Annotated in this window: 13 protein-coding genes; 7 read left to right on the forward strand and 6 right to left on the reverse strand. The window is 72.8% G+C overall.

Annotated features, from left to right (window positions below):
- Nucleotides 1-125: 125 nt before the first annotated feature.
- Complete coding sequence (gene pgfA / locus IE185_RS11835) at nt 126-1,088, reverse strand: cell envelope lipid trafficking protein PgfA (protein ID WP_189715124.1); 963 nt, start codon at nt 1,086-1,088, stop codon at nt 126-128.
- Between the two features lie 181 nt (nt 1,089-1,269).
- Between pgfA and IE185_RS11840 the strand changes: the two genes are divergently transcribed.
- On the forward strand, nt 1,270-1,422 hold the full coding sequence (locus tag IE185_RS11840) for a hypothetical protein (RefSeq protein ID WP_170198442.1): 153 nt from the start codon (nt 1,270-1,272) through the stop codon (nt 1,420-1,422).
- 53 nt (nt 1,423-1,475) lie between these two features.
- Nucleotides 1,476-2,699 carry a PucR family transcriptional regulator gene (locus tag IE185_RS11845; RefSeq protein ID WP_189715138.1) on the forward strand — a complete coding sequence of 408 codons (1,224 nt, stop codon included), beginning with the start codon at nt 1,476-1,478 and terminating at the stop codon, nt 2,697-2,699.
- A gap of 56 nt (nt 2,700-2,755) precedes the next feature.
- Here the strand turns inward: IE185_RS11845 and aceB are convergent, their stop codons facing one another.
- Both aceB and IE185_RS11855 read right to left on the reverse strand, forming a co-directional pair.
- On the reverse strand, nt 2,756-4,375 hold the full coding sequence (gene aceB / locus IE185_RS11850; RefSeq protein WP_138898659.1) for a malate synthase A: 1,620 nt from the start codon (nt 4,373-4,375) through the stop codon (nt 2,756-2,758).
- Nucleotides 4,376-4,592: 217 nt separating this feature from the next.
- Nucleotides 4,593-5,204, reverse strand: a complete 612-nt coding sequence (locus IE185_RS11855) for a nucleotidyltransferase family protein (RefSeq protein ID WP_138898660.1) — start codon at nt 5,202-5,204, stop codon at nt 4,593-4,595.
- Nucleotides 5,205-5,387: 183 nt separating this feature from the next.
- Between IE185_RS11855 and IE185_RS11860 the strand changes: the two genes are divergently transcribed.
- The gene (locus IE185_RS11860; protein WP_373303715.1) at nt 5,388-5,690 is read left to right on the forward strand and encodes a DUF5955 family protein; all 303 of its coding nucleotides are present in this window, start codon (nt 5,388-5,390) and stop codon (nt 5,688-5,690) included.
- An 8-nt stretch (nt 5,691-5,698) separates the two neighbouring features.
- On the opposite strand, the gene IE185_RS11865 is transcribed toward IE185_RS11860, so the two are convergent.
- Together IE185_RS11865 and IE185_RS11870 are read right to left on the reverse strand one after the other, a co-directional pair.
- Complete coding sequence (locus IE185_RS11865; protein WP_138898662.1) at nt 5,699-6,343, reverse strand: response regulator; 645 nt, start codon at nt 6,341-6,343, stop codon at nt 5,699-5,701.
- Complete coding sequence (locus IE185_RS11870) at nt 6,340-7,575, reverse strand: sensor histidine kinase (protein WP_189715126.1); 1,236 nt, start codon at nt 7,573-7,575, stop codon at nt 6,340-6,342. The genes IE185_RS11865 and IE185_RS11870 overlap by 4 nt, the downstream gene beginning before the upstream one ends.
- A 110-nt stretch (nt 7,576-7,685) precedes the next feature.
- Between IE185_RS11870 and IE185_RS11875 the strand changes: the two genes are divergently transcribed.
- Nucleotides 7,686-8,771, forward strand: coding sequence for an ABC transporter permease (locus tag IE185_RS11875; protein ID WP_138896975.1), 1,086 nt, complete (start codon nt 7,686-7,688; stop codon nt 8,769-8,771).
- On the forward strand, nt 8,768-9,451 hold the full coding sequence (locus tag IE185_RS11880; protein WP_138896976.1) for an ABC transporter ATP-binding protein: 684 nt from the start codon (nt 8,768-8,770) through the stop codon (nt 9,449-9,451). The genes IE185_RS11875 and IE185_RS11880 overlap by 4 nt, the downstream gene beginning before the upstream one ends.
- Before the next feature lie 13 nt (nt 9,452-9,464).
- Here IE185_RS11880 and IE185_RS11885 read toward each other — a convergent pair whose 3' ends face one another.
- Nucleotides 9,465-10,265: an IclR family transcriptional regulator gene (locus IE185_RS11885; protein WP_138896977.1), complete on the reverse strand. Its 801-nt coding sequence runs from the start codon at nt 10,263-10,265 to the stop codon at nt 9,465-9,467.
- Between the two features lie 289 nt (nt 10,266-10,554).
- Here IE185_RS11885 and allB point away from each other — a divergent pair, with 289 nt between their 5' ends.
- Entirely contained in the window at nt 10,555-11,904 is a 1,350-nt protein-coding gene (gene allB / locus IE185_RS11890; protein WP_229843449.1) for an allantoinase AllB, read from the forward strand.
- Nucleotides 11,901-13,019, forward strand: coding sequence for an allantoicase (alc, locus tag IE185_RS11895; protein WP_138896979.1), 1,119 nt, complete (start codon nt 11,901-11,903; stop codon nt 13,017-13,019). The genes allB and alc overlap by 4 nt, the downstream gene beginning before the upstream one ends.
- Nucleotides 13,020-13,049: the final 30 nt, after the last annotated feature.

The following is a 13,049-nucleotide window of genomic DNA, read 5'->3' on the forward strand; positions in this document are numbered from 1 at the left end:
CTCGTTTCGGGGTGCGGAACCGGTGGGGGCCGTGCTCGGGGTGGGGAGGTCAGTTTTCGGCACGCTGTTCGATGCGGCTACTCACCGCGGTGACAATTTCCCGGCCGGTGTGAGCTGATGTGTCATCACAATGTGATGACAGGCGTGGTTCCGCGCGCCTCCCGCCCCCGTACCACGAGCACCGCCCCGACCGCGGCGAGCACCGCCCCTGCCCCGCCGCCGCCCATCGGCAGCGTCTCGCCCACCAGTTCCAGCCGGTCGCTGTCGGACGAGGCCAGCGCCACCTGGGCGCGCTGCGTCGCGGGCGTGAACTCCAGGCGGCGGCTGTCCAGCAGCACCACCCTGTCCCGCTTGCCGCCGGGCGCGCGCAGCGTCTTGCGCGGTCCGATGGCGGCGTTCACGATGCGGCCCGTGCGCCGGTCGACGACCAGCTCGATGCCGTGGTTGGCGTACCACTCCTCGGCGAGCACCTGGCTGCGCTTCGGCAGCCCGACGAGCCGCCCCGGAACGAGCCGGGTACCGGTCTGCGCGGGCTCGACGGCGCCGGTGAAGCGGTAGCCCTCGTACCCCTGGATCTTGCGCACACCCGCGAAGCGGAGGCGGACGGTCGAGCCGAGTGTGTTGTCCCACCAGCGGTACGAGCGCTTCTGTACATCGAAGGGGAACTTCAGGTACGCCTCCCCGTCGAACGTCGGCTTCTCGCCGCAGCAGTGCACCGGCTCGTTGGTGCGACGGTCGGTCACCCAGCGCTCCAGCGTCCACTGGAGCGAGTCGTGGGTGTCCGCGGCCGGGAGGGTGTCCTCGGTGTCCACCGAGGTCGACACGTCCCAGACGGCCCTGCCGCTGCTCTCGCTGTCGGCCACGTCACCGCGTACCTGGCGGGTGATCGTGAGGTCCTTCTTCACGGTCTTGATCTCGGCGGTGTCGAAGTAGCTGCCGGGGCCGGTGAAGACCGTCGTGACGTCCACGTCGACGGGCGTGCGCTTCGCGCGTGGCTCGACGTACCACGCCAGCATCGGAGCGAGTACGAGCAGGAAGACGCCGGCGCCCAGCAGGGCCAGCGACAAGGGGGAAGCGGTGCGACGCATACGGGCGACTCCAGAGGGGGCCGGCGGGGGGATGGCTCGGCGGATACGTGCACATGCGTATGGGCCGGGAACCGTAGGCGTCCTCTTGACGGACTGTCAATGCAATGCGGACACTGGGCCATTGCCGGACGGGGCCGGCGGGACAGCGGTGGGGACACAGCGTCAGAGAGGCTGACCCGCCATGTCCAGATTCCTCGCCGCAGCGCTGACCGTCGTTGCCGCCGCCGCCCTCGCCGTGGGCGCGGCCTTCGCCGTCGTGGCACTGCTGAACGCCACCCCGGACCAGCCCAATGTTCCGCTGATCAGCTACGAGTCGGCGACGCCCCGGAGATGACCGCCGTGGGAGTGCCCCGAGTGGAGACGACCGCGGTGGACGGGGAGCGACGCATGGGCGAGGGCTCGGCCTGGGGAGACGTGCCCCGGCTCCAGGTACGGCGGTTCACCGACCGGGCCATGCGTGAAGTCCCCTCGCTGGCCCAGGAGATCCTGGACTGCATCTGCCGCGAACACCCCAAACTGCCGCTGCTCGTCGACGAGTCGGGCGAGCTGATCGCCCTCGTCGGCATCCGGCGCGCGCTGGAGGACTTCGTGCAGCACCTGGTGCTGGAGAAGGGGGGCCCGCACGTCCACCTGGAGGTCTTCCAGGAGTTCGGGCGCGGCGAGGGGCTGCACGGCCGCTCGCTGGACTCCCTCCAGGCCATGTACCGGCTCGGTGTCCGGCTCGCCTGGCGACGGCTCGCCGAGATCGGGCAGCAGGTGCGCATCCCGCCGCCCGCCATGTACGAACTCGCCGAGTCCGGATTCGCGTTCCTGGACGGGCTGGTGGACCAGACGGTGCGCGGATACGCCGAGGCCGCCGCGCGGCAGGCCGGGGAGCGCCTGCGGCTGCAGCGCAAACTGACGCAGGCGCTGATCGCCGAGTACGGCGAGCCCGCCGCCCCGGTCCGCACCCGTTCGCTCGCCGAGCACGCCGCCCGGATCGGCTGGCCGCTGCCCGAGCGGGTGGCCGTCGGGGTGCTGCTGCGGCCGTCCCGCGAGTGCGTCGCCCCGGTCGTGGGGCAGGGCGTACTCCTCGACATGGAGAGCGAGCAGCCGCTGATGGTCGTGCCCGACCCGGCGCTCGCGGGGCGGCCCGAACTGCTGCGCCGGTCGATGAAGGGCTGGTCCGGGGCGCTCGGCCCGGCCGTCGCGCTGACCGAGGCCGCGAAGTCGCTGCGCTGGGCGGCGGCCGCCGTACGCCTGATGGAACGGGGGCTGCTGCCGTCCGGGCGGCTGCTGCACTGCACCGAGTACACCGAGGCGCTGGTGCTGCTGCCGCCCGAGGAGCTCATCGGGGATCTGACCCGCCGCTGCCTCGCCCCGCTCGCCGCCTGCGGCCCGACCCAGGGGCGGCGGCTCGCGGAGACGCTGCTGGCGTGGCTGGAGACGCGCGGCGGGGCGCCGGAGGTGGCCGCCCGGCTCGGTGTGCACCCGCAGACCGTGCGCTACCGGATGCGGCAGATCCGCGAGCTGTGGGGCGACGAGGTCGACGACCCGGACCGGCGCTTCGAGCTCGAACTGGTGTTACGGGCCCAGCGGTTGCGCGGTGAGCTGAGCGAGCCGATCCGGTGACACGGCTCCGCCCCCGGTGCTGTGCGGTCCCGGGGGCGGAGGGGGTGCGGGGCCGGTCAGCCGCGCAGCTGCTCGTAGGCCGGCAGCGTGAGGAAGTCCGCGTAGTCCTCGTCGAGCGAGACGGTGAGCAGCAGGTCGTGCGCCTGCTGCCACCGGCCGGCGGCGAACGCCTCCTCGCCGATCTCCGCGCGGATCGCGGCCAGTTCTTCCCCGGCCACCTTGCGGGCCAGCTCCGGGGTGGCCTTCTGGCCGTTCTCGAAGACGACGCCCGCGTTGATCCACTGCCAGATCTGCGAGCGGGAGATCTCCGCCGTGGCCGCGTCCTCCATGAGGTTGAAGATCGCGACCGCGCCCAGGCCGCGCAGCCACGCCTCGATGTAGCGGATGCCGACCTGGACGGCCGAGACGAGGCCCTCGTACGTCGGGACCGCGTCCAGCGAGTCGATGGCGATCAGGTCGCCGGGCGCGACCGAGACGTCCTCGCGCAGCCGGTCCTTCTGGTTCGGCTTCTCGCCCAGGACCGCGTCGAACGACGCCATCGCGATCGGCACCAGGTCCGGGTGCGCGACCCAGGAGCCGTCGAAGCCGTCGGCGGCCTCGCGGTCCTTGTCGGCCTTGACCTTCTCGAAGGCGACCTTGTTGACCTCGGCGTCCTTGCGGGACGGGATGAAGGCCGCCATGCCGCCGATCGCGTGCGCGCCGCGCTTGTGGCACGTACGGACGAGCAGCTCGGTGTACGCCCGCATGAACGGGGCCGTCATGGTGACCGCGTTGCGGTCCGGCAGGACGAACTTCGCCCCGCCGTCACGGAAGTTCTTGACGATGGAGAACAGGTAGTCCCAGCGGCCCGCGTTCAGGCCCGCCGCGTGGTCGCGCAGCTCGTAGAGGATCTCCTCCATCTCGTACGCCGCCGTGATCGTCTCGATCAGGACGGTCGCGCGGACGGTGCCCTGCGGGATCCCGACGTAGTCCTGCGCGAAGACGAAGATGTCGTTCCACAGCCGCGCCTCGAGGTGCGACTCGGTCTTGGGCAGGTAGAAGTACGGGCCCTTGCCGAGCTCGATGAGCCGCTTGGCGTTGTGGAAGAAGTACAGGCCGAAGTCGACGAGGGCGCCGGGCACCGGGCGGCCGTCGAACCGCAGGTGGCGCTCGTCGAGGTGCCAGCCGCGCGGCCGCATGACGACGGTCGCCAGCTCCTCGGCCGGCTTCAGGGCGTACGTCTTGCCGGACTTCGGGTCGGTGAAGTCGATGCTGCGGGTGTAGGCGTCGATCAGGTTGCGCTGGCCGAGGACGACGTTCTCCCACGTGGGGGCGGACGCGTCCTCGAAGTCGGCGAGCCAGACCCTGGCGCCCGAGTTGAGGGCGTTGATGGTCATCTTGCGGTCGGTCGGACCGGTGATCTCCACGCGGCGGTCGTTGAGCGCGGCCGGGGCCGGCGCGACCTTCCAGTCGCCCTCACGGACCTGTGCGGTGTCCGGGAGGAAGTCGAGCGTGGACGTGCGGGCGATCTCGGCGCGGCGCTCGGCGCGGCGGGCGAGCAGCTCGTCACGGCGGGGCGTGAACAGCCGGTGCAGCTCGGCCACGAAGGCGAGAGCCGCGTCGGTCAGGACCTCTTCCTGCCTCGGCAGGGGCTCGGCATCGACGATGGCCAGCGGGGACGGCGCTGGTGCGGACATGAGCTGTCACTCCTTACGCGGGCGAGGCCTGCCGGCCGTCGGGACGCCTGAGAACGGCACTAAGTGCCATGGCTCCGAGGTACGGTCGCGGGCGCCGCCGAATGGTGCAGGGCGCTTCTGACGTGTGGATAGTAGTTTCCTCATGGTGGAAGTTCAACGGTCTGTTGATGTCGAGATTCTCCGGGTCGACAGAAACTGGCGCTCAGTGCCACCCCGGTCACTCCAAGTGGAACAGGTCCTGCGGCGTGTCGATGTCGTACGCCGCGGCCACGTCCCCGCATTCGACGAGCGTGACCGCGCTCTCGTGCTCCTTCAGATAGGCGCGTGCCCCCCGGTCGCCCGTCGCAGTCCTCACGACGTCCGTCCACCGCCCGGCGCCGAAGAGCACCGGGTGCCCGCGCTTCCCGTCGTACGCCGCCGCCACCAGGCTCGAAGGCGAGCGGTACGCCGCCACCACCCGGGCCACCGCCCGCGCGCCGATCCCCGGCTGGTCGACCAGCGAGACGAGTGCCGCCCCGGCCCCCGTGCCGGCCAGGGATGCCAGGCCGGCCCGCAGCGACGAGCCCATCCCCTCGTCCCACTCCGGGTTGTCGACCACCACGCAGCCGCTCAGGTCGGCGCGCTCGCGCACCTCGGCGGCCGCCGCGCCCAGCACCACGTGCACCGGGCCGCAGCCGCCCTCGCGCAGCACCCGTACCGCGTGCTCGACCAGGGGCCGCCCCCGGTGCTCCAGCAGCGCCTTGGGCCGGCCGCCGAGCCGCCGTCCGGCGCCCGCCGCGAGCAGCAAACCCGCGACGCCTGCGGTCGCGTCATCCGTTGTCCGTTCCATGGGCTCCATGTGCTCTGCATACCTCATCCGGGCAGGGGCGCCGGCGAGCCGTCCAAGTGGCGTACAGCCCTCCGTTTGGCGTTAACTGACCCCCGGCCCCTGGGTACGCCGTCCGACCAACGGCGTACGGGGCTGAACCACTGGCAGGACCTGCACGTGGCTGTGCGAGGGGGAGAGACCTTGTTGAAAAGTGTGGAACAGGGGTGCGTGACCGGAGACGGCGAGGACCCGCGCGTGACGGAGCTGCGTGCCGCCGTCTCGCACCTGCGCCGTGAACTGGCGGGGCACCCCGCGGAACTGCCCGACCGGGGCGTCGCGGAGGACGAGCTGGCGTCGGTGCACGCCATGGCGCTCAGCGGCGCACCCGAGATCATGCGGCTGCGGCGTTCGCTGCTGCTGGTGGCGGGCTCGATCGGCTCGGTCAGCGCGCTGGCGGGGGCACTGCGCCGGGTGCGCGACGCGATCGAGCTCTTCGGCCGCGACTGACCGCCCCGTCAGCGCCGGATGAGCCGGCGGGCTGTCGCGGCCGCCACCGCCGACGTGCGCGAGTCCACGCCCAACTTGGCGTAGACGTGCACCAGATGGGACTTGACCGTCGCCTGGCTGAGGAACAGCTCCTTGCTGATCTGCTGGTTCGACAGACCGTCGCCGACCAGCTGGAGCACCTCCAGTTCGCGCCGGGTCAGTGCCTCGCCGGGCGTGCGCATCCGGTCCATCAGCCGGTGCGCCACGGCCGGCGCCAGCGCCGACTGCCCGGCCGCCGCCGTGCGCACCGCGGCCGAAAGCTCCTCAGGGGGCGCGTCCTTGAGCAGATAGCCGCTCGCGCCGGCCTCCACCGCCGCCAGGATGTCGGCGTCCGTGTCGTACGTCGTCAGGACCAGCACCCGGGGCGAGCCCGGCCGCGCCGTGATCGCGGCGGTCGCCTCCGACCCGTGCATCCTGCCGGGCCCGAACTGGAGATCCATCAGTACGACGTCGAAGTCGTCCGCCGCCGCCAGCTCCACCGCCCGCTCGGCCGTCGCCGCCTCCGCGACCACGAGGAAGCCCTCCTCGGTGTCGAGTACGGCGCGCAGACCGGCCCGTACGACGGGATGGTCGTCGGCCAGCAGCAGCCGGACCGGGGCGTCGGGGGCGCTCACGCGGGGTCTCCCGACGGGAGGGGCAGGGTGATCGCCACGGCCGTGCCCTGGCCCGGCGCCGACTCCACGCTCAGCGTGCCGCCGAGCGACCGGGCCCGCGAGCGCATCGCGGGCAGGCCGAAGCCGCCGCCCGGCCGGGGGCGGGGGGCGCGAGGATCGAAGCCCGTGCCGTCGTCCACGACGTCCAGCGCCACCGAGGTCTCCATGAAGCTGAGGGTGATCTCGGCACGCGTCGCCGCCGCGTGCCGCACCGTGTTGGCGAGCGCGGACTGGGCGACGCGCAGCAGGGCCACCTCGTACGGAGTGGGCAGCCGCACCGGCGTACCGCTCACGCCGAACCGCACGGCGGGTCCCGGCGTCGCCGCGCACAGCCGCTCCAGCGTCGCGGCCAGCGAACCGTGCTCCAGGCCGGGCGGCGTCAGGGCCCGCACGAAGCGGCGCGCCTCGGCGAGGTTGTCCTGCGCGGTCTCGCGGGCCTGCCGGACGTGGGCCGCCGCCGGGTCGCCGGCGGGCAGCGCGCGTTCGGCGGCGCGCAGCAGGAGTTGGATGCTGGACAGGCCCTGGGCGAGCGTGTCGTGGATCTCGCGGGCCAGCCGCTCGCGTTCGGCCAGTGTCCCGGCCGTCCGCTCGGCGGCGGCGAGGTCCTCACGGGTGGCGAGCAGCTCGTCGATGAGCTCGCGCCGCCGCTCGCTCTCCCGGTACAGCGCCTGGTAACCGAGGACTGTCGCCACGGCGACCGCGGCGCCCAGCAGCGGTCCGATGAACGTACCGGGCGTCACCGTCTGCCCGTGCAGGACGAACCCGGCGATGGCGACGGCGGCCGTCGCGGCGACGGCGGTCAGGCCCCAGCGCACCGGCAGCAGGTGCAGCTGGAGGAAGTACAGCGGGAACGCCGCCCACAGCCCGTCGGGCGACAGGGCCAGGAGTATCAGCCAGGCGAGGCCCAGCGCGGCGAGCCAGCCGGCGGCGGCCCGGGGCGAGCGGTCGACCGCCGGGCTCAGGGCTCCGACGGCGTACACGACGGCCACCGTGAGGGCCGCGAGGACGACCGCGGTCGCGTGCGGGGCGTCGTCGGCCACGGCCTTCACGGCGGCGAGCGCGATCAGTCCGCCGAGCAGCGCGTGCAGGCACAGCCGCAGCGCGCGCAGGACGGGGGTGAGGGGGCGCGACGGGAGGGTAGGGGCGAGCGGGCGCGGGAGGCTGGAGCCGGGAACGGAAGAGCTGGGGTCCATGACGCTTCCAGCGTAGGGCTCCGGCGCCGTCGCTCCGTCAACCGAAGGATTGATGTCGGGGTGATCCGCGGTGCGATGTCCTCACCCGTCCGCGCGGACAGGCTGGGACCATGTTCGTCGCATGGAAAGATCTCCGGTTCGCCCGGGGCCGGTTCGCGCTCATGGGCACGGTCGTCGTGCTGATCACGCTGCTCGTCGGCCTGCTGTCCGGTCTCACCGCCGGGCTGGCCAGGGACAACACCTCGGCCATCACCTCGCTGACCGCCGACCGGCTGGCCTTCGACCGGCCGCCCGAGGGGCAGGAGGTGTCGTTCACCCACTCCTCGCTGACCGAGGACGCATGGCGCGCCTGGGCCCGGCAGCCCGGTGTCACCGCGGCCGAGCCGCTGGGCATCCGGACCACGGAGGCGCGGGCCGGGGAGCGGACGGCCGCCGTCTCGGTGTTCGGCGCCGAGCCCGGATCGTCGCCGGCGCCGGCCGTCGAGGGCTTCCGGTCCGGCCGGGCCGTGCTGTCGGTACGGGCCGCCGAGGAACTGGGCGCCGCGCCCGGCGACCCGGTGCGGATCGGCGACGTGGAGCTGACCGTCGCCGCCGTCCGGGGGGAGGAGTCGTACAGTCACACGCCCGTGGTGTGGACCTCGCTCGACGACTGGCAGCGGCTCGTCCCGGGGGGCGGCGGGGACGCGCCCGACCAGGCCACCGTCGTCGCCCTGACCACCAACGGAGGTGCCGACCCGGCGGCCGGCGACCGGGCGGCGGGCACCGAGTCCCGCGATCTCGACGGCTCACTGAGCGCGCTGGCCTCCCACGACGCGGAGAACGGCTCGCTCCGGCTCATGCGGGGCTTCCTCTTCACCATCTCGGCGCTCGTCGTCGGCGCGTTCTTCACCGTCTGGACGATCCAGCGCGGCGGTGACATCGCCGTCCTCAAGGCGCTCGGCGCCTCCACGCCGTACCTGCTGCGCGACGCGCTCGGCCAGGCCGTCCTGCTGCTGGGCGCGGGTACGGTCCTGGGCACCGCGCTCACCGTGCCGGCCGGCCGCGCCGTCGCCGGCGCGGTCCCGTTCGTCCTCGACCCCGTGACGCTGCTCCTCCCCGCCGCCGTCATCGCCGGCCTCGGCCTGGCCGGCGCCGCACTCGCCGTCCGGCGCATCACCGCCGTCGATCCCCTCGTCGCCCTCGGGAGCGTCCGATGACCCTGTCCCTCACGCGTGTGAGCCTCACCTACCCCGACGGCGACGCCCGGCTGACCGCCCTCGACGGCGTCTCGCTGGAGGTCGCGGCCGGCTCGCTCACGGCCGTTGTCGGACCGTCCGGTTCCGGCAAGTCGAGTCTGCTCGCGGTCGCCGCGACGCTCGTTCCGCCGGACCGCGGAAGGGTAGTCGTCGCCGGCACGGACACGGGCCCCCTGAGCCGGGCCGAGCGCGCGGAGCTGCGGCGCACCCGTGTCGGTATCGTCTTCCAGCAGCCGAACCTGCTGCCGTCGCTCACCTCTGCCGAACAGCTCCAGGTGATGGCCCACCTGTCGGGGCGCCCGCCCCGCCGGGTCCGCGACCGGGCGCGGGAGCTGCTCGACGCGGTGGGGCTCGGGGACAAGGCGGGCCGCCGCCCGCACGAGCTGTCGGGCGGTCAGCGCCAGCGGGTGAACATCGCCCGCGCGCTGATGAACGACCCCGCGGTCCTGCTGGTCGACGAACCGACCAGCGCCCTGGACCACGAGCGGGGCGCGGCCGTGCAGGACCTGCTGGCCGCGCTGACCCGTGAGCGGGGTACGGCGACCGTCCTGGTCACCCACGACCGGGCGCACCTGGAGCGGACCGACGCCGTGGTGACGATCGCGGACGGCCGGGTGCGGGCCGATCGCGCACCGGTGTGATCCCCGCTGGGGGTCAGCCCTGCGTGCCGTTGTTGGTGAGCACGACCGAGAGGTCCTGGGCGACCTCCTGGAGTATCGGGACGATCTTCTCGGTCGCCGCCTCCGTCACCCGGCCCGCCGGTCCGGAGATCGAGATGGCGGCGGCGGTGGGGGAGTGCGGCACCGGGACCGCCAGGCAGCGGACCCCGATCTCCTGCTCGCCGTCGTCCACGGCGTAACCGGCCCTGCGGACCTGCTCCAGGGCCGCCAGGAAGCCCTCGGGGGTGGTGATGGTCTTCTCGGTGGCGGTCGGCATGCCCGTACGGGCGAGCAGGGCGCGCACCTCCTCCGGCGGGGTGTGCGCGAGCAGCGCCTTGCCGACGCCCGTGGAGTGGGGGAGCACGCGGCGGCCGACCTCGGTGAACATCCGCATCGAGTGCTTCGAGGGCACCTGGGCGACGTACACGATCTCGTCGCCGTCCAGCAGCGCCATGTTCGCGGTCTCGCCGGTCTCCTCGACCAGGCGCGCGAGGTACGGGCGGGCCCAGGTGCCGAGCAGCCGGGACGCGCTCTCGCCGAGGCGGATCAGGCGCGGGCCGAGCGAGTACCGGCGGTTCGTCTGCTGACGTACGTAACCGCAGGCGACCAGGGTGCGCATCAGGCGGTGGATCGTGGGAAGCGGCAGGCCGCTGCTGGCCGAGAGCTCGCTGAGCCCGACCTCGCCGCCCGCGTCGGCCATCCGCTCCAGCAGGTCGAAGGCGCGCTCAAGGGACTGCACACCACCGCTGGGCGCGGCAGATTTGGAAGCGTCGGTGGTGGCGTTGGACGACGGCACGTCAACGGTCCTTTCGAGGCGGAATGGCAAGGCAGCAGCCTACCCGGCGGGTGCGCGGAGCACACGGTCCGCGTCATGCCGTCCCTGCCGGTCAGAGGGCGTTTGTCCCTGTGTCGGCGGTCACCGAGGATGAAGGAAGGACACTCTCCTCGTACATAGTCACCTTCTGCTGCTCGAAATTCCACTTCCACTTTGTGGAAACGTCTAACTGGGCAGGGTGCTCTTGACGGGCCGCACCCCCGAAGTGAAGACTCCTTCAACAGTTCGTTGAATTTCTTCCTGTACGAAAGTGAGGGACAGGGTGCCCGACGTGGACCTCGTACTGCGCTCGACGCGCGTCGTCACCCCCGAGGGGACGCGCGCCGCATCGGTGGCCGTCGCCGACGGGAAGATCGCGGCTGTGCTGCCGTACGACGCCGAGGTGCCGGCCGGCGCCCGGCTGGAGGACTTCGCGGACGACGTCCTGCTGCCCGGCCTCGTCGACACCCACGTCCATGTGAACGACCCCGGCCGCACCGCGTGGGAGGGCTTCTGGACCGCCACCCGCGCGGCCGCCGCCGGCGGCATCACCACGCTCCTCGACATGCCGCTGAACTCCCTGCCGCCGACCACCACGGTCGACAACCTGCGCACCAAGCAGGACGTGGCCCGCAGCAAGGCGCACATCGACGTCGGCTTCTGGGGCGGCGCGATCCCGTCCAACGTGAAGGACCTGCGGCCGCTGTACGACGCCGGCGTCTTCGGCTTCAAGTGCTTCCTCTCGCCCTCGGGCGTGGAGGAGTTCCCGGAGCTCGACCAGGAGCAGCTCGCCCGCTCGATGGCCGAGATCACCGGCTTCGGCGGCCAGTTGATCGTGCACGCCGAGGACCCGCACCATCTGGAGACCGCCCCGCAGAAGAGCGGCCCGGCGTACGCCGACTTCCTCGCCTCCCGGCCGCGCGACGCCGAGAACACCGCGATCGAGGGTCTGATCGCCCACGCCAAGCGCCTCGGCGCCCGCGTCCACGTGCTGCACCTGTCGTCCTCGGACGCCCTGCCGCTCATCGCCGCCGCGAAGCGCGAGGGCGTGCGCATCACCGTCGAGTCCTGCCCGCACTTCCTCACCCTCACCGCCGAGGAAGTCCCGGACGGGGCGACCGAGTTCAAGTGCTGCCCGCCGATCCGCGAGGCCGAGAACCAGGACGCGCTGTGGCAGGGGCTCGCGGACGGGACGATCGACTGCATCGTCTCCGACCACTCGCCGTGCACCACCGACCTCAAGACCCCCGACTTCGCCTCCGCGTGGGGCGGCATCTCCTCGCTCCAGCTGGGCCTGCCCGCGATCTGGACCGAGGCCCGGCGCCGCGGCCACTCGCTGGAGGACGTGGTGCGCTGGATGTCCGCCGCGCCCGCCGAGCTCGCGGGCCTGGCGAGCAAGGGCGCGATCGAGGCCGGCCGCGACGCCGACTTCGCGGTGCTCGCGCCCGACGAGACCTTCACCGTCGACCCGGCTGAGCTGCACCACCGCAACCAGGTGACGGCGTACGCGGGCAAGACCCTGCACGGCGTCGTCAGGTCGACCTGGCTGCGGGGCGTACGCATCGCCGACAACGGCACTCTGGCCGAACCGACCGGCCGGCTGCTCGAAAGGAACAACTGACCGTGGCGATCCCCTCCTTCACCGGTGACGCGAACCCGTACGGCGGCGGCGACCCGTACGCCGACTACCGCACCGCCGACTTCCCCTTCACCCACTTCGCGGACCTCGCCGACCGGCGGCTCGGCGCGGGCGTGATCGCGGCCAACGACGAGTTCTTCGCCGAGCGCGAGAACATGCTGCGGACCGGCGCCGCCGAGTTCGACCCGGAGCACTTCGGGCACAAGGGCAAGATCATGGACGGCTGGGAGACCCGCCGCCGCCGGGGCGTCAGCGCCCAGCAGCCCCACCCGACCGACGAGGACCACGACTGGGCGCTCGTACGCCTGGGAGCGCCCGGCGTCGTACGCGGCATCGTCGTCGACACCGCCCACTTCCGGGGCAACTACCCCCAGGCCGTCTCGGTCGAGGCCACGTCGGTGCCGGGCTCGCCCTCGCCCGAGGACCTGCTGGCCGGTGACGTGAAGTGGGTGACCCTCGTCCCCCGTACGGCAGTCGGCGGCCACGCGGCCAACGGCTTCGCCGTCGACGTCGAGCAGCGCTTCACGCACCTGCGCGTCAACCAGCACCCCGACGGCGGCATCGCCCGCCTGCGCGTGTACGGCGAGGTCGCACCCGACCCGGCCTGGCTCGCCACCCTCGGTACGTTCGACCTCGTCGCCCTGGAGAACGGCGGCCGGGTCGAGGACGCCTCCGACCGCTTCTACTCCCCGGCCACCAACACCATCCAGCCGGGCCGCTCGCACAAGATGGACGACGGCTGGGAGACTCGCCGCCGCCGCGACAAGGGCAACGACTGGATCCACTACCACCTGGTGGAGCAGGCCGAGATCCGCGCCGTCGAGATCGACACGGCGTACCTCAAGGGCAACTCGGCGGGCTGGGCGGCGCTCTCGGCACGCGACGGCGCCGACGGCGAATGGACCGAGATCCTGCCCCGGACCCGGCTCCAGCCCGACACGAACCACCGCTTCGTGCTGGACGCGGCCCCCGCGGCCACCGAGATCCGGATGGACATCTTCCCGGACGGCGGCGTCTCGCGCCTGCGCCTCTTCGGCTCCCTGACCGGGACCGGCGCGTCGCGCCTCGCGGCCCGCCACCAGGAGCTCGGCGGCTGACACGGCCGCCGGACCACTGAACGCGGAGTG

This window comes from Streptomyces chryseus, from assembly GCF_014650755.1.
In the GTDB taxonomy this organism is placed as follows: domain Bacteria; phylum Actinomycetota; class Actinomycetes; order Streptomycetales; family Streptomycetaceae; genus Streptomyces; species Streptomyces chryseus.

Coding starts and splice junctions, on each gene's coding strand:
- pgfA (WP_189715124.1), bottom strand. CDS start 1,088: ATGCGTCGCACCGCTTCCCCCTTGTCGCTGGCCCTGCTGGGCGCCGGC.
- IE185_RS11840 (WP_170198442.1), top strand. CDS start 1,270: ATGTCCAGATTCCTCGCCGCAGCGCTGACCGTCGTTGCCGCCGCCGCC.
- IE185_RS11845 (WP_189715138.1), top strand. CDS start 1,476: ATGGGCGAGGGCTCGGCCTGGGGAGACGTGCCCCGGCTCCAGGTACGG.
- aceB (WP_138898659.1), bottom strand. CDS start 4,375: ATGTCCGCACCAGCGCCGTCCCCGCTGGCCATCGTCGATGCCGAGCCC.
- IE185_RS11855 (WP_138898660.1), bottom strand. CDS start 5,204: ATGGAACGGACAACGGATGACGCGACCGCAGGCGTCGCGGGTTTGCTG.
- IE185_RS11870 (WP_189715126.1), bottom strand. CDS start 7,575: ATGGACCCCAGCTCTTCCGTTCCCGGCTCCAGCCTCCCGCGCCCGCTC.
- IE185_RS11875 (WP_138896975.1), top strand. CDS start 7,686: ATGTTCGTCGCATGGAAAGATCTCCGGTTCGCCCGGGGCCGGTTCGCG.
- IE185_RS11880 (WP_138896976.1), top strand. CDS start 8,768: ATGACCCTGTCCCTCACGCGTGTGAGCCTCACCTACCCCGACGGCGAC.